This window comes from Conexibacter arvalis (genome assembly GCF_014199525.1).
Lineage (GTDB): Bacteria > Actinomycetota > Thermoleophilia > Solirubrobacterales > Solirubrobacteraceae > Conexibacter > Conexibacter arvalis.
This window is the reverse complement of sequence record NZ_JACHNU010000002.1, coordinates 666,527-688,586: the sequence shown is the minus strand read 5'-3', so window position 1 is coordinate 688,586 and position 22,060 is coordinate 666,527. Positions and strand designations below refer to the sequence as shown.

Annotated in this window: 17 protein-coding genes; 16 read left to right on the top strand and 1 reads right to left on the bottom strand. The window is 74.7% G+C overall.

What is annotated here, in order from left to right; all coding sequences use genetic code 11:
• Positions 1-12 precede the first annotated feature (12 nt).
• The 7 genes from BDZ31_RS11805 to BDZ31_RS11775 all read left to right on the top strand — a co-directional run bounded on the left by BDZ31_RS11805 (position 13) and on the right by BDZ31_RS11775 (position 10,500).
• Positions 13-870 (top strand): NAD(P)H-binding protein, encoded by an 858-nt coding sequence (locus BDZ31_RS11805; RefSeq protein WP_183342241.1) that lies wholly within the window; start codon positions 13-15, stop codon positions 868-870.
• Positions 867-1,352, top strand: coding sequence for an anthrone oxygenase family protein (locus BDZ31_RS11800; RefSeq protein WP_183342239.1), 486 nt, complete (start codon positions 867-869; stop codon positions 1,350-1,352). Before BDZ31_RS11805 ends, BDZ31_RS11800 begins: the two co-directional genes overlap by 4 nt.
• 66 nt (positions 1,353-1,418) lie before the next feature.
• On the top strand, positions 1,419-2,063 hold the full coding sequence (locus tag BDZ31_RS11795; RefSeq protein WP_183342237.1) for a dihydrofolate reductase family protein: 645 nt from the start codon (positions 1,419-1,421) through the stop codon (positions 2,061-2,063).
• Positions 2,064-2,066: 3 nt separating this feature from the next.
• On the top strand, positions 2,067-2,855 hold the full coding sequence (locus BDZ31_RS11790) for an alpha/beta fold hydrolase (protein WP_183342235.1): 789 nt from the start codon (positions 2,067-2,069) through the stop codon (positions 2,853-2,855).
• A gap of 189 nt (positions 2,856-3,044) precedes the next feature.
• On the top strand, positions 3,045-4,469 hold the full coding sequence (locus tag BDZ31_RS11785) for a DNA glycosylase AlkZ-like family protein (protein ID WP_183342233.1): 1,425 nt from the start codon (positions 3,045-3,047) through the stop codon (positions 4,467-4,469).
• Positions 4,470-4,897: 428 nt separating this feature from the next.
• A complete protein-coding gene (locus BDZ31_RS11780; RefSeq protein ID WP_183342231.1) occupies positions 4,898-8,680 on the top strand; it encodes a family 78 glycoside hydrolase catalytic domain in 3,783 nt (1,260 codons plus the stop codon).
• A 140-nt stretch (positions 8,681-8,820) separates the two neighbouring features.
• Positions 8,821-10,500, top strand: coding sequence for an NAD(P)/FAD-dependent oxidoreductase (locus BDZ31_RS11775; protein WP_183342229.1), 1,680 nt, complete (start codon positions 8,821-8,823; stop codon positions 10,498-10,500).
• Positions 10,501-10,648: 148 nt separating this feature from the next.
• Here the strand turns inward: BDZ31_RS11775 and BDZ31_RS24935 are convergent, their stop codons facing one another.
• Positions 10,649-10,933 carry a hypothetical protein gene (locus BDZ31_RS24935; protein ID WP_246344915.1) on the bottom strand — a complete coding sequence of 95 codons (285 nt, stop codon included), beginning with the start codon at positions 10,931-10,933 and terminating at the stop codon, positions 10,649-10,651.
• A gap of 566 nt (positions 10,934-11,499) precedes the next feature.
• On the opposite strand from BDZ31_RS24935, the gene BDZ31_RS24930 reads away from it, so the two are divergent.
• From BDZ31_RS24930 to BDZ31_RS11730, 9 genes are all read left to right on the top strand, one after another.
• Positions 11,500-11,910: a sensor histidine kinase gene (locus BDZ31_RS24930; protein ID WP_246344913.1), complete on the top strand. Its 411-nt coding sequence runs from the start codon at positions 11,500-11,502 to the stop codon at positions 11,908-11,910.
• Between the two features lie 75 nt (positions 11,911-11,985).
• Complete coding sequence (locus BDZ31_RS11765; protein ID WP_183342227.1) at positions 11,986-13,158, top strand: hypothetical protein; 1,173 nt, start codon at positions 11,986-11,988, stop codon at positions 13,156-13,158.
• Between the two features lie 13 nt (positions 13,159-13,171).
• A complete protein-coding gene (locus tag BDZ31_RS11760) occupies positions 13,172-14,431 on the top strand; it encodes a DNA glycosylase AlkZ-like family protein (protein WP_183342225.1) in 1,260 nt (419 codons plus the stop codon).
• Positions 14,432-14,534: 103 nt separating this feature from the next.
• Positions 14,535-15,284 carry a hypothetical protein gene (locus tag BDZ31_RS11755; protein WP_183342223.1) on the top strand — a complete coding sequence of 250 codons (750 nt, stop codon included), beginning with the start codon at positions 14,535-14,537 and terminating at the stop codon, positions 15,282-15,284.
• Positions 15,285-15,424: 140 nt separating this feature from the next.
• Positions 15,425-16,642: an acetyl-CoA C-acetyltransferase gene (locus BDZ31_RS11750; protein WP_183342221.1), complete on the top strand. Its 1,218-nt coding sequence runs from the start codon at positions 15,425-15,427 to the stop codon at positions 16,640-16,642.
• Positions 16,642-18,849 carry a 3-hydroxyacyl-CoA dehydrogenase NAD-binding domain-containing protein gene (locus BDZ31_RS11745; protein WP_183342219.1) on the top strand — a complete coding sequence of 736 codons (2,208 nt, stop codon included), beginning with the start codon at positions 16,642-16,644 and terminating at the stop codon, positions 18,847-18,849. Before BDZ31_RS11750 ends, BDZ31_RS11745 begins: the two co-directional genes overlap by 1 nt.
• Positions 18,850-19,057: 208 nt before the next feature.
• On the top strand, positions 19,058-19,870 hold the full coding sequence (locus BDZ31_RS11740; protein ID WP_343075573.1) for a hypothetical protein: 813 nt from the start codon (positions 19,058-19,060) through the stop codon (positions 19,868-19,870).
• A gap of 249 nt (positions 19,871-20,119) precedes the next feature.
• Positions 20,120-20,764: an RNA polymerase sigma factor gene (locus tag BDZ31_RS11735; protein WP_183342217.1), complete on the top strand. Its 645-nt coding sequence runs from the start codon at positions 20,120-20,122 to the stop codon at positions 20,762-20,764.
• Positions 20,761-22,050, top strand: a complete 1,290-nt coding sequence (locus BDZ31_RS11730; protein WP_183342215.1) for a hypothetical protein — start codon at positions 20,761-20,763, stop codon at positions 22,048-22,050. Before BDZ31_RS11735 ends, BDZ31_RS11730 begins: the two co-directional genes overlap by 4 nt.
• Positions 22,051-22,060: the final 10 nt, after the last annotated feature.

Below are 22,060 nucleotides of genomic sequence, written 5' to 3'. Positions count from 1 at the left end.
TGAATGCGGTGCATGACCGAACGAGCGCAGGACCTCATCCTCGTCACCGGCGCGACCGGGAAGACCGGCCGCCGCGTCGCCGCCCGCCTCGAAGCGCGCGGCGTCCCCGTCCGCGCCGCCAGCCGCGGCGCCGTCCCGTCGTTCGACTGGGAGGACCGCGCGACCTGGGCGGCGGCGCTCGACGGCGTGCGCGCCGTCTACGTCGCCTACGCGCCCGACCTCGCCGTGCCCGGCGCCGCCGAGACGGTCGGCGCCTTCGCCCGCCAGGCGGTCGCGGCCGGCGTCGAGCGGATCGTGCTGCTGTCCGGCCGCGGCGAGGCCGCGGCCGAGGCGGCCGAGCGGGAGGTGAGAGCGGCCGGCGCCGACTGGACGATCGTGCGCGCCGCCTGGTTCATGCAGAACTTCAGCGAGGGCGCCTTCCGCGACCTCGTGCTGGCCGGCGAGGTCGCGCTGCCGGTCGGCGACGTGCCGGAGCCCTTCGTCGACCTCGACGACGTCGCCGACGTCGCGGTCGCGGCGCTGACCGAGTCCGGTCATGCCGGTCGGCTGTACGAGCTGACCGGGCCGCGGCTGATGACCTTCGCCGACGCGGTCGCGGAGATCGGGGCCGCCGCGGGGCGCGAGGTCGCCTACGCGCCGGTCCCGCTCGACGCATTCCTCGACGCGTTGCGCGGCGACGGGCTGCCCGACGACGCGGTGGAGCTGCTCGCCTTCCTCTTCGGCGAGCTGTTCGACGGGCGCAACGCGCGCCTCGGCGACGGCGTCGAGCGGGCGCTCGGCCGTCCGCCGCGCGACCTCGCCGCCTGGGCGCGGGCGGCGGCGGCCGACGGCGCGTGGAGCGCCGCGAGCGCGGAGGAGGCGGCGCGATGAGCGCGCCGCTGCAGGCGGCGACGGTCGCGACCGCGCTCGCCTGCGGGCTGGTCGCCGGCGTCTTCTTCGCCTTCTCGACCTTCGTGATGCGCGCGCTCGAGCGCCAGCCGGGGACGCAGGGGATGGCAGCGATGCAGGAGATCAACCGCACCGTGATCAACCCCTGGTTCATGGTCGCCTTCGCCGGCGGCGCCGTCGCCTGCGTCGCGCTCGCGGTCGTCGCGGTCATGCGCTGGGGCGAGGCCGGGTCGCCGTGGCTGCTCGCCGGCGGGGTCGTCTACGCGGTCGGCTGCTTCGGGGTGACGGTCGCCGCCAACGTGCCGCTCAACGACCGGCTCGAGCGGGTCGCGCCCGGCGCCGCCGACGCCGCCGGACGCTGGTCGGCGTACGTGACGGAGTGGACCGCCTGGAACCACCTCCGCACGGTCGCGGCGCTCGCCGCCGCGGCGCTGCTGTGCGTCGCGCTGCTCGCCGGCGACTGAGCGGCCGATGAGTTCCCGCGCCGGCGGCCGTCTCATCAAACGGACCACGCCAGCAGAGGAGCCACGATGGGAACCGTGTTCGCCGACATCTCGACCTCGCTCGACGGCTACGTCGCCGGGCCCGACCCGACCGTGGAGGAGCCGCTCGGGCGCGGCGGGGAGCAGCTGCACGAATGGGCCGTCGCGCTCGCGAGCTGGCGCCGGCCGCACGGGCGCGAGGGCGGCGAGACCGGCCTCGACGACGACGTGATGGCGGCGACGCAGGCGCGCACCGCGGCGGTCGTGATGGGCCGCAACATGTTCGGCGGCGGTCCGGGGCCGTGGGGCGAGCCGGCGTGGAACGGCTGGTGGGGCGAGGAGCCGCCCTTCCACGCGCCGGTCTTCGTCCTCACCCACCACCCGCGCGAGCCGTTGGAGATGCAGGGCGGGACGACCTTCACCTTCGTCTGCGACGGGATCGCGGCGGCGGTCGAGCAGGCCCGCGGCGCCGCCGACGACGGCGACGTGCTCGTCGCGGGCGGGGCGTCGACGGTCAACCAGGCGCTCGCCGCCGGTCTGCTCGACGAGCTGCACCTGCACGTCGCGCCGGTGCTGCTCGGCGCCGGCGAGCGGCTGTTCGAGGGGCTCGGCGAGCCGCCGCGGCTGACGTTGGAGGGGACGCTCGGCGAGAGCGGACGCGTCTCGCACCTGCGCTACCGCGTCGAGCGCTGAGCGATGGCGACCTACGCGATCGTCCACGGCGCCGGTGACGTCGGCGCCAGCTGGGACCTCGTCGCCGAGCGGCTGCGGGCGCGCGGCCACGCGGTCGTCGCCCCCGACCTCCCGTGCGAGGACGACGGCGCCGGCTTCGGCGACTACGCCGACACGGTCGCCGACGCCGTCGAGGCGGCATGGCGCGAGCGAGACGCGGCCGGCGACGGGCGCCGCGGCCGGGCCGGTGCGGCGGGCGCCGGCGGGGCGACCGGCGCGGGGCGCTCCGGGCCCGACCAGCTCGTCGTCGTCGCCCACTCGCTCGGCGGCTTCACGGCGCCGCGTCTCTGCGCGCGTCTGCCGATCGACCTGTTCGTGCTCGTCAGCGCGATGGTGCCGCTGCCGGGAGAGAGCGGAAGCGAGTGGTGGGAGGCGACCGGCCACGACGCCGCGTTCGCGGCGGCGCGCGCAGCGGGCGGCTGGGGCGCGGACGACCGCTCGGTCTTCCTCCACGACGTCCCGGAGCCGCTGGTCGCGCAGGCATCCGCCTTCGCCCGCGACCAGTCGTCGACGCCGATGGACGAGCCGTTCCCGCTGCCCGCGTGGCCGGAGGTCCCGACGCGCTTCCTGCTCTGCCGCGACGACCGCTTCTTCCCCGCCGACTGGATGCGCGCGATCGTGCGCGCGCGGCTCGGGATCGAGCCCGACGAGATCGGCGGCGGCCACGCCGTCTACCTCAGCCGCCCCGGCCAGCTCGCCGCCCGCCTCGAGGCCTACCGCGCCGAGCTCGCCGCCCCGCCGCGGTTGGTGTGAGGCGGCCCTGCGCGTTGCCATGCGGTCGTCGCGTTGCGCCCCGTCCGCGCCGCCGCCGGCCCCGCTGGCGCGCGCCGCCACGATCTGCGTAAGCAAGACCCCCGTGGAGGAGGTCTGACGTACGCAGATCCCGACCGCCCCGGCGAATTGAGGACGGGAGCTGGCCGGGAGGGCGCCTACGGTAGTCGCATGGAGACGGTCGGCTGGGAGCAGGCGACGGCGCGGCGGATGGCGCGGCATGGGTTGGAGCGGCCGGTGGCGCGGGCGGAGCTGGCGCGGCAGGCCGGGGTCGTCTGCGGGATCCACGCGCAGGTGATGGGGGCGGCCGAGCTGTCGCTGGCGCTGCGGGTCGAGGGCGCGACCCGCGCCGACGTGCGTGCGGCGCTGTGGGAGGAGCAGACGCTCGTGAAGACCTACGGGCCGCGCGGGACCGTCCACCTGCTGCCGGCCGACGAGCTGGCCGGGTGGATCGCCGCGCTCGGCGCGATCCCCGTGCCGGAGAGCCCGCTGCCCGACGGCGTCCGCTTCGACGAGCGGCAGCACAGCGAGGTGATCGCTGCGATCGGCGACGCGCTCGCCGACGCCGAGCTGACGACCGACGAGCTGACCGAGGCGCTCGTCGCGCGCTGCGGCGCCTGGGTCGGCGAGCGGTCGATGCCGGCCTTCCAGCAGCAGTGGCCGCGCTGGCGCCAGGCGACGGTCGCCGCTGCCCACGCCGGCGCGCTCTGCTTCGGCGCCCCGCGCGGCCGAGCCGTCACGTTCACCAACCCCCGCCGCCTCGTCGCCGCCTTCGACAGCGCCCTCACCGCCGCGCGCGAGGCGACAGCGGCTGAGAGATGGGCCGGCGGCGCCGGAGCGGGCGAGCCGCGCGCCGGCCGCGGCGGGGGCGTGGGCGCGGCGGGGGCCGGCGGCGCCGGGGCGGGCGAGCCGCGCGCCGGCCGCGGCGGGGGCGTGGGCGCGGAGCGGGCCGGCGGCGCCGGAGCGGGCGAGCCGCGCGCCGGCCGCGGAGCGGGCGCGGGCGCGGAGCGGGCCGGCGGCGCGCTAGGCGACCGCGACGACGCCGGCCGCGCGGTGACGCCGGCGCTCGCGGCGCTCGTGCGACGGTGGCTGGCGGCGTACGGGCCGGCGACGGCGGCGCAGTTCGCGCAGTGGGCGGCGGCGCCACGGGCATGGGCCGGCGAGCTGTTCGCCGCGCTCGACGGCGCGGGCGAGCTGACGGCAATCTCCTTCGAGGGCGAGCCGGCGTGGGTCGCGTCGGGCGACGACGCCTTTCCCGACGCCGCGCCCGACAGCGTGCGGCTGCTGCCCTACTACGACGCCTATGGGATCGGCTGTCACCCGCGCGAGCGGCTCTTCCCGGGGCGCGCGGCCGAGCGGGCGCTGGCGCGCGGGCAGGCCGGCCCCTTCCCGCTGCTGCTGCTCGACGGCGTCGTCGGCGGCGTCTGGCACCAGCGCAGATCGGGGAGGAGCGTCGTCGTGACGGTCGAGCCGCTCAGACGCCTCGGCGCCGCCCGCCGCGCCGCGCTCGCCGAGCAAGTCGAGCGGCTCGGCGCGATCGTCGCGGCGAGCCCGTCGCTGACGATCGGCGCGGTCCGCGTCGGCCCCCACGCCTGACCGCCGCCCGCTCGGCCGGCACGCCGCTCGCCTGACCGCCGCCCGCTCGGCCGGCGCGCCGCTCGCCTGACCGCCGCGCGGCCGCCGGCGGCGGCTGGCTGCCCGCACCCGCACCCGCACCCGCGCTCGCCGCCGCGCGCCGGCGCTGGGCGGCTGGCTGCCCGCACCGCCGCTCGGTCGGCCGGCGCGCCGCTCGCCCGCCGCGGGCGCCGCGCCCGGCCCCCGCCCCGCCGCCCGCCCCGCCTCAACCCGCCATCCGGACCGGGCGGCTTGCGAGCGGCGACGCGCCTGTGATAGATGTCACGTCTACGCGCGGTTAAGTGCGAATGGTGACGGTTTGGGCGGTTCAACCGCCCGAATCGAACAAAAAGCGACGCTGGGCGGTTCGGGGCGGGACAGCTTCGGCGGGCGAAGGAGGAGGACAGGACGTGGAGAGATCGACCACCCGCGACCGCGGACGGCCGCCGCATGGCCGGACGGCCCGCAGGCCCCGCCGCGCGACCGCCACCGCCACCGCCAGTGCGGCCGTCGCGGCGCTCGCGCTCGCGCTCCCGGGCGCGCTCGCAGGCGCCGCGACCGCGCATGCCGCCGACGTGGCTCCGAGCACCCTGCGCACGCAGGACATGCGCGAGCCGCTCGGGATCGACGTGACGACCCCGACGCTCAGCTGGCGGCTCGACTCCAGCGCCCGCGGCGCCGCGCAGAGCGCCTACGAGATCCGCGCCGCCTCGAGCGAGGCGCGCCTCGCCAGCCCCGACCTGTGGTCGACCGGCAAGGTCGACAGCGCCCAGGTCAGCGACATCAGATGGGAGGGCGCCCCGCTGACCTCGCGCTCGCGCGTCGTCTGGCAGGTGCGCACGTGGGACCAGCACGGCGCCGTCTCGGACTGGAGCGCTCCGGCGACCTTCGAGCTGGGCCTGCTCGACCGCGCCGAGTGGACCGGCTCGTGGATCGGCAACAGACGCTACGACGAAGGGGTCGTCAGCGAGCCGATCGAGGTGAACGTCGGCGCGCAGAACGCCCGCTACATCAGACTGGACGCCACCCGCCTCGGCATCGGCGCCAGCGACGCGCCCGACAGCCCCCACCTCCAGCTCGCCGAGCTGGAGGTTGTCGACACCGCCGCCGGCAGCGTCAACCGCGCCAGAGGCGCCGCCGTCACCGGCAACAACATCCTCAACTGCTGCGGCTGGACCCCGAGAGCGCTGGTCGACGGCGTCACCCACACCAGCGGCAACCCGAAGGGCTTCACCTCCAACGCCTTCACCACCCAGGACGCCAACGTCTGGATCAAGCTCGACCTCGGCAGCAGAAGAACGTTCGACACGATCAAGCTGTGGCCGCGCACCGACGCGCGCACCGAGGCCGGCCTCGTCCCCAACTTCCCGGAGGACTTCACGCTCCAGGTCTCCGACGACGACGCGACCTACGCGACCGTCGGCAGCCGCACCGCCCAGAGAGCGAGACTGCCGGAGGGCCCGGCCGGCCTGCCGCTGTTCGCGACCGACTTCGAGACCGAGCCCGGCAAGCAGGTCGCCCACGCGCGGATCTACCTCGCCGGCCAGGGCGTCCAGCGCACGACGCTCAACGGCCGCGAGGTGACCGACGCGGTCCTGCAGCCCGGCTACACGCTGTACGAGAGACGGGCCGAGTACGCGACCTACGACGTCACGAGGCTGATCCGCGACGGCGCCAACGCGATCGGCGTCGAGCTGGCGTCGGGCATGTACGACGCGATCAACCCGACCGACGGCCGCTACGCGAAGCTGACCCGCTCGGTCGGCGGCCCGCGCGTGATCGGCCAGGTCGAGATCACCTACACCGACGGCAGCCGCCAGGTCGTCGACACCGGCACCGACTGGAGGACGACGCTCGGCCCGACGACCGCCTCCTGGTGGTGGGGCGGCGAGTCGTTCGACGCCCGCCGCGCGATCCCCGGCTGGGACGAGCCCGGCACCGACCGCTCCTCCTGGGCCGCGCCGGTCAACCGCGACGCGGCCGCCGCCGGCGTCGAGCTGAGCGGCCTCGACGCGCCCCCGATCGAGCAGGTCGAGGAGCTGAAGCCGGTCAACGTGATCGACCTCGGCGGCGGCAGATACACCGTCGACCTCGGGATCAACTTCGCCGGCTGGCCGCAGATCTCGGTCGACCTGCCCGCGGGCACGACGATCAGACTGCGCCCGGCCGAGAAGGTCCACGCCAACGGGACGGTCAACCAGCAGTCGGTCCGCACCGGCATGTGGAGCAGCTACACCTCCGACGGCAGCGGCCGCCGGACGTGGCACCCGAAGTTCATGTACCACGGCTTCCGCTACCTGCAGATCGAGGGGATGCCGGCCGGCGCCGCGATCACGAAGGACGACGTCCGCGGCCTCGTGCTGCGGACGGCCAACGAGAGCATCGGCACCTTCTCGTCGTGCACGCAGATGCTCGACGACATCCACCGCATCATCGACCGCGCGACGCAGTCGAACATGTACTCGGTGATGACCGACTGCCCGCACCGCGAGAAGCTCGGCTGGCTCGGCGACCACCAGCTCAACCTGCGCGGCGTCGAGCTGACCTACGACGTGCTCGCGCACACCCGCTCGATCATCAGGAAGATGATCGAGAACCAGTACCCGGACGGGTTCGTGCCGAACATCATCCCGCAGTACTCGCAGTTCGGCGGGGCGAGACGGAACATGTTCGACGACGACCCCAACTGGGGCGGCGCGATGATCTTCATGCCGTACGAGCTGTACCTGACCTACGGCGACACGCAGACGATCCGCACGGCGTGGCCGGCGATGGTCAAGTACATCGACTACCTGACCTCGAAGGCGCCGACCGGGCTGCTCGACTACGACACGCTCGGCGACTGGTTCACCTTCGACGGCTCGACCCCGAAGGGCCTCGTCTCGACCGCCGGCTACGCCCGCATGGCCGAGCAGATGGCGCTGACCGCCGACGTGCTCGGCGAGACGGAGAAGGCGGCCGAGTACCGCCAGCTGCACGACAAGATCAGAGCGGCGTTCAACCTCAGATACCGCCGCGGCGACGGCGTCACCTACGGCTCCGGCAGCCAGGCATCCGACGCGCTCGCGCTCGACGCCGGCCTCGTCCCGGAGGCCGACCGTCCCGCCGTGCTGCGCCATCTGCTGGCGTCGATCCGCGTCAAGGGCAACACCGACGTCGGCATCGTCGCGCTGCCGGCCCTGTTCCGCGTGCTGGAGCAGGCCGGCCGCGACGACGTGATCTACGACGTCGCGACCGTCCCGACCTCGCCGAGCTACGCCTACCAGGTGATCAACGGCGCGACCGCGCTGACGGAGGCGTGGGACGGCCCGACGAGAGACACCGGCGAGAACTCGCAGAACCACTTCATGCTCGGCGCGATCCAGGAGTGGTTCACGAGCGGCGCGGCCGGGATCGAGCAGGCGCCCGGCACGGTCGGCTACAAGCAGCTCGTGATCGAGCCGGCGATCATCTCCCAGCTCGAGTGCGCGACGGCGACGTACCGCACCCCGCGCGGCGTCGTGTCGAGCTCGTGGAGACGGTCCAAGCGCGGCGTCATCACGCACGACGTGACGATCCCGGCCGGCACGACCGCCGAGATCCGCCTGCCGTTCGACGCCGACGCCGACGCGGTCACCGAGGGCGGCCGCCCGGCCGAGCAGGCGCCCGGCGTCGCCGGCGTGCGGGTCGAGCGCGACACCGTCGTGATCGCGGTCGCGGCCGGCAGCTACGCCTTCAAGGTCGCCGAGAAGGCGCCGGAGCTGCCGAGAGGCGGCGAGCAGCCACAGCCCCAGCCCCAGCCGCAGCCCCAGCCCCAGCCGCAGCCGAGAGGCCCGAGAGCGACCCCGGCCAGACCGCAGCTGCGGCTGCTGTCGGCGCGGGTGCGCAAGGGCCGCGTCGCGCTCGGCCTGCGGCTCGACGCGCGCAGCACCGTGCGCGTGAAGGTCGTCGAGCGCCGCGCCGGCAAGCGCGTGCGCGGCCGCTGCGTCACCGGCAGAGCGGCCGCGAAGGCGAAGCGGGCGAAGCGCTGCGTCCGGATCGTCACGCTCGGCACGGTCGTCAAGCGCAACGTCGCCGGCGGCCTGCCGACGGTGACGCTGCCCGCGAAGGTGCGCGGCAAGGCGCTGAAGGGCCGCATCGTGCGGCTGTCGGTGTGGGCCGAGCGCGACGGTCGCAGATCGACCGTCCAGCAGGTCCGCCGCAGCGTGCGCTGAGCACCGCGCCAGCGGGGGGGCGCGGTCGCCGTCGAGCGGCCGCGCCCCCGCGCCCGGCGGAAGCCCGCGCCCGGCCCCGCGCCGGGCGCCGGCGCCCCGCCCGGCGGCCCCGCTTGACGCTCTCTGTAGCTTCAAGTCACATGGCCGCCACGACTGACGCCCCACCCGCGGCCGAGCGCCGCCCCGTGATCCTCGCCGTCGACGACGAGCCCGCCGTGCTGGCGGCCGTCGCGCGCGACCTGCGCCGCGGCTTCGGCGAGCGCTACCGGATCATGCGCACCTCCTCGGGCGCCGAGGCGCTCGACGTGCTCGCGCAGGTGCGCGCCCGCGGCGAGCAGGTCGCGCTGCTGGTCGCCGACCAGCGGATGCCGGGGATGGAGGGGACCGAGTACCTCGCGAAGGCGCGCGAGCTCGTGCCCGACGCCAAGCGCGTCCTGCTGACCGCCTACGCCGACACCGACGCGGCGATCGCGGCGATCAACGAGGTCGCGCTCGACTACTACCTGATGAAGCCGTGGGACCCGCCGGAGGAGCAGCTCTACCCGGTGCTCGAGGACCTGCTGACGACGTGGGAGTCGGGGGCCGCGCTGGAGGCCGGCGGCGTGCGCGTGATCGGCCACCGCTTCTCGAAGGAGTCGCACGACCTGCGCGACTTCCTCGCCCGCAACCGCGTGCCGGCGAACTGGCTCGACGTCGAGCGCGACAGAGAGGCGCGCGAGCTGTTGACGATCGCCGACGTCGCGCCCGACCGGCTGCCGGTCGTGCTGCTGGAGGACGGCGCCGTGATCGAGCGTCCCTCGGTGCTGGAGCTGGCCGAGCGGCTCGGCGTCGTCGGCGTGCCGGCCGCCGACCACTACGACCTCGTGATCGTCGGCGGCGGCCCGGCCGGGCTGGCGGCCGCCGTCTACGGCGCATCGGAGGGGCTGAAGACGGCGCTGGTCGAGCGCGAGGCGCCGGGCGGCCAGGCCGGCCAGTCGAGCCGGATCGAGAACTACCTCGGCTTCCCGTCGGGCCTGTCGGGCTCCGACCTCGCCCGCCGCGCCGCCGACCAGGCCCGCCGCCTCGGCGCCGAGCTGCTGACGATGCAGGACGCGACGCGGCTGCGGGTCGAGGGCTCGGGCCGCTTCGTCGAGCTGACCGGCGGCGGCGAGCTGAGCGCGACCAGCGTGCTGATCGCCTCCGGCGTCTCCTACCGCCAGCTCGACGCGCCCGGCTTCGCCGAGCTGACCGGCGCCGGCGTCTACTACGGCGCGGCGCTGACGGAGGCGCGCTCCTGCCGCGACCAGCACGTCGTCGTGATCGGCGGCGCGAACTCGGCCGGGCAGGCGGCCGTCCACTTCGCCCAGTACGCCAGCCGCGTGACGATGCTCGTGCGCGGCGAGTCGCTGACGAGGTCGATGTCGCACTACTTGATCGAGCAGATCGCGGCGCTGGAGAACGTCGAGGTGCGGACCGGCACGCAGGCGGTCGCCGCCGCGGGCGACGACGGCCATCTCGCGCGCCTGACGCTGCGCTCCGGCGACGGCGCCGAGTGGATCGAGGAGGTCGACGCCTGCTTCGTCTTCATCGGTGCGGCGCCCCGCACCGACTGGCTCGACGGCGTCGTCGCGCGCGACCCGCGCGGGTTCGTGCTCGCCGGCCTCGACGTGCGCGACCACGGCTGGGGCCTGGCGCGCGACCCGTTCCTGCTGGAGACCAACGTCCCCGGCGTCTTCGTCGCCGGCGACGTGCGGGCCCGCTCGGTCAAGCGCGTCGCGAGCGCCGTCGGCGAGGGCTCGATGTCGGTCTCGCTCGTCCACGAGTACCTGGCCGAGGCATGACCGCAACGACCCCGCTCACGCTCGCCGACCTGCGCGCGATCGACCTCTTCGACGAGGCGAGCGACGAGCAGCTGGAGCCGTGGGTCGGCGCCGCCGACGTGCGCGACGTCGCGGTCGGCGAGCGGGTCGTCGAGGCCGGGCAGGAGGGCTACGGCCTCCACCTGCTGCTCGCCGGCAGGCTGCGCGTCTCCTCGGTCGCCGACGGCCGCGTCGAGCCCGAGGGAGTCCAGGTCGCGCCGACGTGGGTCGGCGCGATCCCGACGCTGACGCTCGGCTGGCACCAGGTGCGGATGGAGGCGGAGACGCCGGGGCGGATCGCGACGATCCCGCGCGACCGCTTCGTCGAGCTGGTGCTGCGGACGCGGCCGGTCTTCGAGCGCGTGATGCGCCAGATGCGGCCGGTGATCCGCCGCAGCACCGAGCGCGAGGCCAACCGCGAGCGGCTCACCTCGCTCGGCACGATGGCGGCCGGGCTCGCGCACGAGCTGAACAACCCGGCGGCGGCCGCCAAGCGCGCCTCGGCCGACCTCGCCGAGACGCTCGCGGTCTACGAGCAGATGGTCGCGAAGCTGGTCGAGGCCGGCGTCGACCGAGCCGAGGCGGGAAAGGTCGTCGCGTGCAAGGACGCGCTCCAGGAGCAGGCCCGCGAGCAGGAGCCGCTGAGCGCGCTCGAGCGCGCCGACGCAGAGGACGCGATCGGCGACCTGCTCGACGAGCTGGGCGTCGCGGAGGGATGGCGGTGGGCCGAGCCGCTGGTCGCCGCCGGCGCCGACGAGGCGTGGGTCCGCAAGGTCGCCGGGATCGCCGGCGACGCCGTCGACGCGGTCGTCAGATGGGTCGCCGCCTCGCTGCAGGCGCACACGCTCGCCGACGAGCTGGCCGAGTCGACCGACCGCATGAGCGAGCTGGTCGGCGCCGTCAAGTCGTACGCGTTCATGGACCGCGGCGAGGTCGTCGTCGCCGACGTCCACGAGGGCCTCGACACGACGCTGGAGGGTGATGAAGCACAAGCTGAAGCACACGTCGATCGAGGTCGTGCGCGACTACGACAGGTCGCTGCCGAGGGTCGAGATGCGCGGCTCGGAGCTCAACCAGGTGTGGACCAACCTGATCCACAACGCGATCCAGGCGCTCGGCGACGCCGGCACGATCACGCTCTCGACCCGCCGCGAGGGCGACTGCGTCGTCGTCGAGGTCGGCGACGACGGCCCCGGGATCCCCGACGACGTCAAGAGCCGCGTCTTCGACCCGTTCTTCACGACGAAGGAGGTCGGCTCCGGCACCGGCCTCGGCCTCGACGTCGCGCGGCGGATCGTGACCGACCGCCACGGCGGCAGCCTCTCGGTCGACTCCAGACCGGGGCGGACCGTCTTCCACGTCTGGCTGCCGATCGCGCAGAAGCGCCCGTAGGCGGGAGGTCCGCGCGCACCGGGCGAGGCAGCTCCCCCATGCGGAGGAGCGCCCCTCGCCGTACCGTCGCCGCCCATGTCAACGACTTCCCGCGCGCGCGGGCGGGCCCTGCTCGGACTGCTCGCGCTCGCCGCAACAGCGGCGGCGCTGCCGGGCGCCGCCTCCGCCGCGACCCAGCCGGTCGAGCTGAGGGTCTCGATCGCGAGACCCGACCCGCGCCTGCGCGTGCTGACGCTGAGAGCGAGCTGCACACCGGGCTGCACGCTCGCGCTCGGCAAGCTGAACGTGCTGCCGTACAGAACCCGCGGCGGCGTCGAGCAGCTGCCGCACGGCGCCGAGGGGGCGCTGAGGGGGAGGCGCAGCATCCCCGCCGGCAGGACCGTCACGTTCAGAGTCCCCGTGCCGGTCGGCGTCGAGCAGTTCGCCGCGGACGCGCTGCTGAGAAGCGAGGCGCTCGCCGGCAACGTCGTCGTCCAGGTCAGACAGGCCGGCTCGACGTTCGAGGCCGTCCGCCAGTTCACCGTCACCGGCCCCGGCACGCCGGCGCCGTTCCCGGCCTCGCCGTTCGTCGACGCGATCAGGGTCCCGGCCCAGCCGCGCGGCAAGGCGACCCGCAAGGCCCGCTACAAGGTCACCGTCGCCGGCACCCAGACGTCGACCTGGTCGTACGACCGTTCGAGGCACGAGGGCGCCTGCAAGGTGATCGCGAAGGGCAGCGGGAGACAGACGCTGACGCTCCGGTCGACCGCCGCCGCGACCGTCGACGCGCTGACGCTGCCGGGCGGCAGCCCGATCCTGCGGCGGGTCGGCACGAAGGGGATCTGGACGTTCGTGCCGGTCAGGATCGACGCCGTCCGCGACGGCGCCGAGACGAAGAGCGCCGCGGGCGACTGCGGCGCATTCGGCGGCGACGGGAGCGGCGAGCCGCCGCAGTGCACCAGAACCGGCGCGGTCGAGGCGAACGTGATCGTCGGCTACTTCGGCCGCGACCGGCTCGGCGGCTTCGTCTCGGGCGCGTCGTTCACCGAGCCCTCGCCGCTGCCCGACTGCCCGGTCGAGCTGCCGGCCGGGGTCGTCGACCCGCTCGACTTCCTCGACCCGAGACTGCAGCGGACCGCCCCGCTGACCGCGGGCGGCGCCCCCGGCAAGGTGATCGTCGTCCACCGGCTGAGCGACGTGACGAAGGTCGAGGGCGGTCGGGTGCGCACGACCGGCCGCATCACGATCACGTTCCGCAAGGTCAACTAGCATCACGGCGGCCGTGGCCGCCGACGAGACCAACGAGCGCCGCGCGCCGCGCCGGCTGACCGCCGCCGCGGCGCGCCGGATCGCGCTCGCCGCCCAGGGCTTCGCCGACCCGCGGCCGACGGGGCGGGTCGACGCCCGCCACCTGCGGCGGGTGCTCGACCGCGTCGGGGTCGTCCAGCTCGACTCGGTCAACGTCTTCCAGCGGACCCACTACATGCCGCTCTACTCGCGGCTGGGCCCGTACCCGCGCGAGGCGCTCGACCGCCTCGCCGCGCACACCGACGGGCCGATCAGGCGGGAGCTGTTCGAGTACTGGGCGCACGAGGCGTCGCTCGTCCCGCTGCGGCTCCAGCCCCACCTGCGCTGGCGGATGGCGCGCGCCGACAGGGACGCGTGGGGCGGCATCCGGCGCCTCGCGGCCGAGCATCCGCACCTCGTCGAGGAGGTGCTGGAGCTGGTGCGCGAGCAGGGGCCGATCCGCGCCAACGACACCTCCGCGGCGGAGCGGGCGAGACGGCGCCCGGGCGAGATGTGGAACTGGCACGAGGGCAAGGTCGCGCTCGAGTACCTCTTCTGGTCGGGCCAGGTGACCGCCGCCCGCCGCGTCAACTTCGAGCGCCGCTACGACCTGCCCGAGCGGGTGCTGCCGGCATCGGTGCTCGCGACCCCGACGCCGCCGGTCGAGGAGGCGCAGCGGGAGCTGGTGCGGGTCGCGGCGCGGGCGCTGGGCGTCGCGACCGAGCCCGACCTCGGCGACTACTTCCGCCTCCCGCGCAGGGAGTCGAAGGCGCGCGTGGCGGAGCTGGTCGCGGCCGGCGAGCTGCTGGAGGTCGAGGTCGAGGGCTGGAACGCGCCCGCGTACCTGTGGCCGGCGGCGCGACGGCCGCGGAGGGTCGCCGCCCGCGCGCTGCTGAGCCCGTTCGACTCGCTCATATGGTTCCGCCCGCGGACCGAGCGGCTCTTCGGCTTCCGCTACCGGATCGAGATCTATGTCCCGGCGCCGAGACGGGTCCACGGCTACTACGTGCTGCCGTTCCTCCTGGGCGACGCGCTGGTCGCGCGGGTCGACCTCAAGTCCGACCGCCAGGCGGGCGTGCTGCGCGTCCAAGCCGCCTTCGCCGAGGAGAGCGCCGGTGCCGGTCGCGACGAGATCGCCGCCGAGCTGGCCGCCGAGCTGCGTCAGGTCGCCGCCTGGCTCGACCTCGCCGCCGGCGTCGAGGTCGCGAGCAGGGGCGACCTCGCCCCGGCGCTCGCCGCCGCGCTCGTGCCCTAGCAGCGATCGTTGGCGCTCTGTACAGGACTGTCCTGTACAGAGCGCCAACGATCACGCGGGGCCGGCACGCGCCGACATCGTGGCGCGCATACGATGCGGCGGGATGACCGAGCAGCCCGACGCGACCGCCGCGCCGTCGCAGCCGCGCTGGTGGCTGGAGGTCGACGGCCACCGCATCGAGGTCGAGGCCGACGGCAGCGGCTGGAAGTCCCGCGCGCGGCTGCTCGTCGACGGCGAGCAGGTCGACGAGCGGTCGAGCGGCGCCGGCGAGGTCACGCTCAGAGGCGAGGCCGTGAACGTGAAGGTCAGCTGGGGCTGGCGCGGCGAGGTGCGCAGATGCGTCGCCCACCTCGACGGCGGCGAGACGCTGCCGCTGCGCCCGCCGCCCGGGACGCGCGCCGCGCAGCTCGACGCGCTCGCCGACGAGCGGCCGGTCCTCTACGCCGCGCGCCACGTCGCGATCGCCGGCGGCAAGCTGCTGCTCGGCCTCGTCGGCTTCGGCCTGATCGTACGCCTGCTGATCTCGCTGCTGCCCGACGTCTCGATCGATCCTCCCGACATCCCGCTCCCGAGCATCGACCTGCCGCGCATCCCGCTGCCGTCGGTCGACCTCCCCGACATCACGCTGCCGGCGTGGCTGCAGGCGATCCTGGAGGCGTCGAGATGGTGGATGCCGCTGCTGATCGCGATCGCGATCGGCTGGCAGGAGGTGAGACGCCGCCGCCGGCGCGTCGAGAGAGAGCGCGCGGCGCGGGGGGAGCACGGCGAGCGGGCGCCGGACGAGCGCGACGGCGCGCCAGCCGACTCGGCCCCCGGCGAGCGCGACGGCGCGGCCGCTGACGGCGAGCGCTGAGCCGCCCGCCTCCCGCCGCGCGCGCGATGTTCGACATCGGCCGCGCTCGACCTGCCACGATGTTGGTTGACCGGCCAATCAGGCCCGCGCGGGCGGGCCGTCGGGGCCGCCTCACACGAGCTCAGAACGAGGTAGGAGACATGTCAAGCACCGAAGCGCTCGTCTTCGACGCCCTTCGCACGCCGCGCGGCAAGGGCAAGTCCAACGGGTCCCTGCACACCACCAAGCCGGTCGACCTCGTCGTCGGGCTGATGCACGAGATGCTGTCGCGCAACGCCGGCTTCGATCCCAAGCGGATCGACGACGTCGTGCTCGGCTGCGTCACGCCGGTCGGCGACCAGGGGATGGACATCGCGAAGACCGCCGCGCTGAAGGCCGGGCTGCCGGACACGGTCGCCGGCGTCCAGCTCAACCGCTTCTGCGCCTCGGGCCTGGAGGCGGTCAACGTCGCCGCGCAGAAGGTCGCCTCCGGCTGGGAGGACCTCGTCCTCGCCGGCGGCGTCGAGTCGATGTCGCGCGTCCCGATGGGCACCGACGGCGGCGCGTGGGCGCTCGACCCCGCCACCAACCTCGAGACCGACTTCGTCCCGCAGGGGATCTCGGCCGACCTGATCGCGACCGTCGAGGGCTTCAGCCGCGACGACGTCGACGCCTACGCCGTCCGCTCGCAGGACCGCGCCGCGGCCGCGCAGGCCGAGGGCCGCTTCAAGCAGTCGGTCGTCCCGGTGCTCGACATCAACGACCACGTCGTGCTCGACCACGACGAGTTCATCCGCCCCGGCACGACCGTCGAGACGCTCGGCAACCTGAAGCCGTCGTTCGCCGCGATGGGCGAGATGGGCGGCTTCGACGCCGTCGCGCTGCAGAAGTACCACTGGGTCGAGAGAATCGACCACGTCCACACGCCGGGCAACAGCTCCGGCATCGTCGACGGCGCCTCGCTGCTGGCGATCGGCAACGCGAAGACCGGCGAGGAGCTCGGCCTGAAGCCGCGCGCCCGCATCCTCGCGACGGCCGTCTCCGGCGCCGACCCGACGATCATGCTGACCGGCCCCGCGCCGGCCTCCAAGAAGGCGCTGGCGAAGGCCGGCATCACGAAGGACCAGCTCGACCTCGTCGAGATCAACGAGGCCTTCGCCGCGGTCGTCCTGCGCTTCGTCAAGGACATGGACCTCGACATGGAGAAGGTCAACGTCAACGGCGGCGCGATCGCGATGGGCCATCCGCTCGGCGCGACCGGCGGCATGATCCTTGGCACGCTGATCGACGAGCTGCACCGCACGGGCGGCAGATACGGCCTCGCGACGCTCTGCGTCGGCGGCGGCATGGGCATCGCGACGGTCGTGGAGGCGATCTGATGAGTGAGAGCACGACGATCCGCTGGGAGAAGGGCGACGACGGGATCGTCGTCCTGACGCTGGACGACCCGAACCAGGGCGCCAACACGATGAACGAGGCCTACGCCCGTTCGATGGGCGCGACGGTCGACAGACTCGAGGCCGAGAAGGACTCGATCAAGGGCGTCATCCTCACCTCCGCGAAGTCGACCTTCTTCGCCGGCGGCGACCTCAACAACCTGAGAGCCGTCACGCCCGAGAACGCCGACGAGTTCGCGACCTACCTGAGAGAGGTCAAGAGCCAGCTGCGCCGCCTGGAGCAGCTGGGCAGACCGGTCGTCGCCGCCCTCAACGGCACCGCGCTCGGCGGCGGCCTGGAGATCGCGCTCGCCACGCACCACCGGATCGCGGTCGACTCGCCCAAGATCCAGCTCGGCTTCCCCGAGGTCTCGCTCGGCCTGCTGCCGGGCGCCGGCGGCGTCGTCCGCACGGTCCGCATGCTCGGGATCGTCGGCGCGCTGATGGGCCTGCTGCTCCAGGGCCAGAGAGTCCGCCCGGGCAAGGCGAAGGAGCTCGGCATCGTCGACGAGCTGGTCGCGACGCCCAAGGAGCTGATCCCGGCCGCGAAGCAGTGGATCGCCGAGAATCCCGAGGCGCAGCAGCCGTGGGACGCCGACAAGAAGTACAAGATCCCCGGCGGCACGCCGTCGACGCCGGCGCTGGCGATGAACCTGCCGGCCTTCCCGGCCAACCTGAAGAAGCAGCTGAAGGGCGCCAACTATCCGGCCCCGGCGGCGATCATGGCGGCGGCGATCGAGGGCGCGCAGGTCGACTTCGACTCGGCGATCGAGATCGAGGGGCGCTACTTCATCTCGCTGGCGACCGGCCGGATCTCGAAGAACATGATCCAGGCGTTCTTCTTCGACCTGCAGCAGGTCAACGGCGACCGCGGCCGTCCGGCCGACGTCGAGCCCTACCGCGCCAGAAAGGCCGTCGTCCTCGGCGCCGGCATGATGGGCGCGGCGATCGCGTACGTCTGCGCGAAGGCCGGCATCGAGGTCGTGCTGAAGGACGTCTCGCAGGAGGCGGCCGACCGCGGCAAGGGCTACTCGCTGAGACTGTGCGAGAAGGCCGTCTCGCGCGGCAAGACGACGCAGGAGAAGGCCGACGCGCTGCTGGCGCTGATCACGCCGACGACCGACCCGGCCGCGGCGGCCGGCGCCGACCTCGTGATCGAGGCCGTCTTCGAGGATCCGGCGGTGAAGGCGAAGGTCTTCGCCGAGATCGAGCCCCACCTGGCGCCGAACGCGCTGCTGGGCTCCAACACCTCGACGCTGCCGATCACGGAGCTGGCCGAGGGCGTCTCGCGGCCGGCCGACTTCATCGGCCTGCACTTCTTCAGCCCCGTCGACAAGATGCCGCTGCTGGAGATCATCAAGGGCGAGGCGACCTCCGACGAGACGGTCTGGCGCGCGCTCGACGTCGCCAAGCAGATCAAGAAGACGCCGATCGTCGTCAACGACTCGCGCGGCTTCTTCACCTCGCGCGTGATCGGCACCTTCATCAACGAGGGCATCTCGATGCTGACCGAGGGGATCCCGGCCCCGACGATCGAGCAGGCCTCCTCGCGGGCCGGCTACCCGGCTCCGGTGCTCCAGCTCAGCGACGAGCTGAACCTGAAGCTGATGCGCAAGATCCGCAAGGCGGCGCAGGACGCCGGCGCGATCGCCTCCGGCTGGGAAGGCCACCCCTCCGAGGGCGTGATCGACCGCATGCTCGACGAGTTCGACCGTCCCGGCAAGCTCGAGGGCCGCGGCTTCTACGCCTACGCCGACGGCAGACGGACCGGCATCTGGGAGGGTCTCGCGCAGGCGTTCCCGCCCGTCTCCGACCCCTCGCAGATCGACCTCCGCGACCTCGAGGAGCGGATGATGTTCGTCGAGGCGATCGAGACCGTGAAGTGCCGCGACGAGGGCGTGATCGAGTCGGTCGCCGACGCCAACATCGGCTCGATCTTCGGGATCGGCTTCCCGGCCTGGAGCGGCGGCGTGCTGCAGTACGTCAACGGCTACGAGCACCCGGCCCACGGCACCGGCCCCGCCGCCTTCGTCGCCCGCGCCCGCGAGCTGGCCGCCAAGTACGGCGAGCGCTTCGAGCCGCCGGCCTCGCTGGTCGAGCTGGCCGAGCGGGGCGACCTGTTCAGCGACACCGTCCCGGCAGCGGCGTAGCCGCTCCTCCGCAGTCCCGCTGGGATCGGCCGTAGCGCCGATCCCAGCGCCCCTGTGAAGCTGGCGGCCCATGCCGCCCGAGTCGGAACTCCGGTCGTTTGAGGGTCATATAGACCCCCAAACGACCGGTGTTCCGGACCGAACGCTCGCCGAGCTGGCGTTTCGACAGTTTGGTGTGGTTCATCGGAGGCAGCTCGTCGGGGCAGGGGTGACCGCGCAGCAGATCAAGGTGCGGCTCCGCTCCGGGCGCCTTCATCTCGTCCACCGCGGGGTGTACGCGGTCGGGCACCGACGGCTGAGCCGCGACGGCCGTCTGCTCGCAGCCGTCTTCGCGGCTGGGCGCGGAGCCGTCGTCAGCCACCGCGATGCCGCGGGGATGCACGGGATCCGCCCGGCCAACCACCGGCTGATCGACCTGACCGTCGACGCCAAGCGCCGAGCGCCCAACGGAGCTCGCCTCCACCGCGCCGCGCTTCCGCGCGAGGAGACGACCGAGATCGGCGGCATCCCCGTGACGACGCTCGCCCGCACGCTCGTCGACCTGGCGGACGTCGTGCCGCCCGACCATCTGCGCCGGGCGCTCCACGAGGCCGAGCGGCTCCGCCGCAACGACGTGCGCGAGATCGAGCGGGTGTTGGAGCGGACGCGCAACCGTCCGGGCGGCGGTCACGCCGCGATCCGCGCCGCGCTCGCCGACGCGCGGGCGCATAGGCTGACCGTGCTGCGCTCCGAGCTGGAGGGCGCGTTCCTGACGACGGTCGAGCGGGCCGGCCTCCCGCGCCCACTTACGAACGTCGTCGTCCACGGCTGCGAGGTCGACGCCTGGTGGCCGGACGCCCAGGTCGCGGTCGAGGCCGACGGCTGGCAGTCCCACGGCACCCGCAAGGCATTCCAGCGCGATCGGGAGAAGGGCAACCGCCTCGCCCTCCACGGCATCCTGCTGCTGCGCTTCACCCACCACGACGTCACCCGCCGCCCCGACCGCGAGCTGGCGGCCGCGCTTGGCCGCGGAAGCCGTTGAGCGGTCGAGCGCGGCGCGGCGGGCGCGGGGCGGGGCGGATGGCGGGGCGGCGCGGCGGCGGGACGGGCGCGGCGCGGCGGGCGCGGGGCGGGGCGGCGCGGCAGCGGGGCGGGCGAGCGCGGCGGGTCGGCGAGGGCGGCGGGGCGGGCGAGCGCGGCGGAGCGGGCGGCAGCGCGTCGCGGCGGCGCGCCTGAAACGCTCGGCGGGGTGCCGGACATCTCCCGTGCGATGCGACGACGACGAACCGACATGACGGACGCCGCCGAGCGCGAGCGCTTCGAGCTGCTGTACGACCGCCATCGGCGCGCCGTGCTCGGCTACGCGCTGCGCCGGGTCGAGCAGCCGGCCGACGCCGCCGACGTGCTCGCCGAGACCTTCCTGGTCACCTGGCGCAAGCTCGACGACGTTCCGGCCGGCTCGGCGGCGCTCCCGTGGCTGCTCGCCGTGGCGCGCCGCGTGCTCGCCAACCACCGTCGCGGCGCGCGGCGCCGCGGCGGGCTGGCCGAGCGGTTGCGCGGCGAGCTGACCGCCGCGCTGCCGCGTCACGGAGCCGTTCCGGCCGGCGACGGCGAGCAGGGCAGGCTGGCCGCGGCGCTCGCCCGCCTCCCCGAAGCCGACCGCGAGCTGGTCCTCCTCGTCGGCTGGGAGGAGCTGGAGCCGTCCCAGATCGCGGTCGTCCTCGGCATCCCGCCCGAGACCGTCCGCACCCGCCTCCACCGCGCCCGCGCCCGCCTCCGCGACGCACTGGCGGACGAGGAGGCCGAGGAGCGCGAGGAGCGCGACCCGGCCGCCGCCGCGCAGCCGCCGCCGCGGTCGCTCCGCGCGCATCCGCTCACGCCCACGCTCGACGCGGCCGTTCCGACGCCCGACCTCGCGAAGGAGAACCTGCGATGACCACCGACGAAGCGCGCCTGCGCGCACTGGCGCCGATCTCCGACGAGGAGGTCGCGGCGCTTGCGCTCGACGGCGAGCGGGAGCTGGCGAGCGCGATCGCCGCGCGCCGACGCCGTCGTGCGCTCGCGCCGCTGCGCGGCGACGGGCACGGCGGCCGTCCGCGGCTCGCCGCGCTCGTCGCCTCGACCGCGCTGATCGCGCTCGCGGGCGTCGGGCTGGCGGTCGGCATCGCAGGCAGCGGCTCGTCGCCCGCCGGCGGCCCGGCCGGAGCCGGCGGGCCCGCCGGAGCGGGCGGCCCGGTCGCGACGGACGGAGCCACCGGTCCGGCCGTGACCGGCGTCGACGGGGCATCCGACCAGCTTCCGCCAGCGACGACGCCCTCGGCGACGTCGCCGGCCGGCACGGGTCCGAACGGGGCCGTCGAGCAGGCCGGCCGAGGGGCGAAGGCCCAGCCGCCGCGCTACCTGCTGCCGCACGGCTGGCGCGTGACGCGCGCCGACGAGCACGGCCGCGACGGCGAGATGACCTTCGAGCGCGACGGCGCGAAGCTCGAGCTGCACTGGCGGGCCGGCTCGCTCGACGCGTCGCTCGACTCCCGTGCCCGCGACGCCGAGCGCCTGCCCGACGTCGCGCTCGACAGCGGGCGGCGGGCGGCCGTGCTCTCACAGGGACGCGGCTTCCACACCGCGCTGTGGCAGGCCGGCGACTTCACGTTCGAGTTCCAGGTCGGCGCCACCGCACCGCCGCCGCCGTCGAGACCGTCGCGCGCGCACCCGCCTCAGTTCCTGCCGGCGGCGCGACTGACGGCAGGCGGGTTCGCCGACCTGCTGCGCTCGCTGCGCCAGGCGACGCTCAGCGACTGGCTCGCGGCGCTGCCGGCGAGAGCCGTCGTGCTCGACCAGCGGCCCGCGACGGTCGACGAGATGCTCGCCGACGTGCCGCTGCCGCCGGGCTTCGACAGCACCGGACTGAAGGACGGCGAGCTGGTGCGGGACCGCTATCAGCTCGGCGCGACGGTGATCGGCACGGTCTCGTGCGCCTGGATCGACCGCTGGGCTGCGGCGCGTGGAGCCGGCGACAGAGCCGGCGTGGCCGCGGCCGCCGCGGCGATGGCGCGCGTGAGCGACGCCGCGGTGCTGCGCGAGATGGCGAGGGAGGGCGCCTTCCCGGCCGTCCTCGAGGACTTCGCCGCCGCGATGGCGACGAGAGACGGCAGAACGCACGACGGCAAGGGCGCCCGGGTCGACGAGGCGGCTCAGGAGGGGCTCGGCTGCAGCATGCGCTGAGCCCGGCGGT

Bases quoted from the DNA above. Each gene is read 5' to 3' on its own strand.
- BDZ31_RS11805 (WP_183342241.1), top strand. From the start codon at position 13: ATGACCGAACGAGCGCAGGACCTCATCCTCGTCACCGGCGCGACCGGG.
- BDZ31_RS11800 (WP_183342239.1), top strand. From the start codon at position 867: ATGAGCGCGCCGCTGCAGGCGGCGACGGTCGCGACCGCGCTCGCCTGC.
- BDZ31_RS11795 (WP_183342237.1), top strand. From the start codon at position 1,419: ATGGGAACCGTGTTCGCCGACATCTCGACCTCGCTCGACGGCTACGTC.
- BDZ31_RS11790 (WP_183342235.1), top strand. From the start codon at position 2,067: ATGGCGACCTACGCGATCGTCCACGGCGCCGGTGACGTCGGCGCCAGC.
- BDZ31_RS11785 (WP_183342233.1), top strand. From the start codon at position 3,045: ATGGAGACGGTCGGCTGGGAGCAGGCGACGGCGCGGCGGATGGCGCGG.
- BDZ31_RS11775 (WP_183342229.1), top strand. From the start codon at position 8,821: ATGGCCGCCACGACTGACGCCCCACCCGCGGCCGAGCGCCGCCCCGTG.
- BDZ31_RS24930 (WP_246344913.1), top strand. From the start codon at position 11,500: ATGAAGCACAAGCTGAAGCACACGTCGATCGAGGTCGTGCGCGACTAC.
- BDZ31_RS11765 (WP_183342227.1), top strand. From the start codon at position 11,986: ATGTCAACGACTTCCCGCGCGCGCGGGCGGGCCCTGCTCGGACTGCTC.
- BDZ31_RS11755 (WP_183342223.1), top strand. From the start codon at position 14,535: ATGACCGAGCAGCCCGACGCGACCGCCGCGCCGTCGCAGCCGCGCTGG.
- BDZ31_RS11750 (WP_183342221.1), top strand. From the start codon at position 15,425: ATGTCAAGCACCGAAGCGCTCGTCTTCGACGCCCTTCGCACGCCGCGC.
- BDZ31_RS11745 (WP_183342219.1), top strand. From the start codon at position 16,642: ATGAGTGAGAGCACGACGATCCGCTGGGAGAAGGGCGACGACGGGATC.
- BDZ31_RS11735 (WP_183342217.1), top strand. From the start codon at position 20,120: ATGACGGACGCCGCCGAGCGCGAGCGCTTCGAGCTGCTGTACGACCGC.
- BDZ31_RS11730 (WP_183342215.1), top strand. From the start codon at position 20,761: ATGACCACCGACGAAGCGCGCCTGCGCGCACTGGCGCCGATCTCCGAC.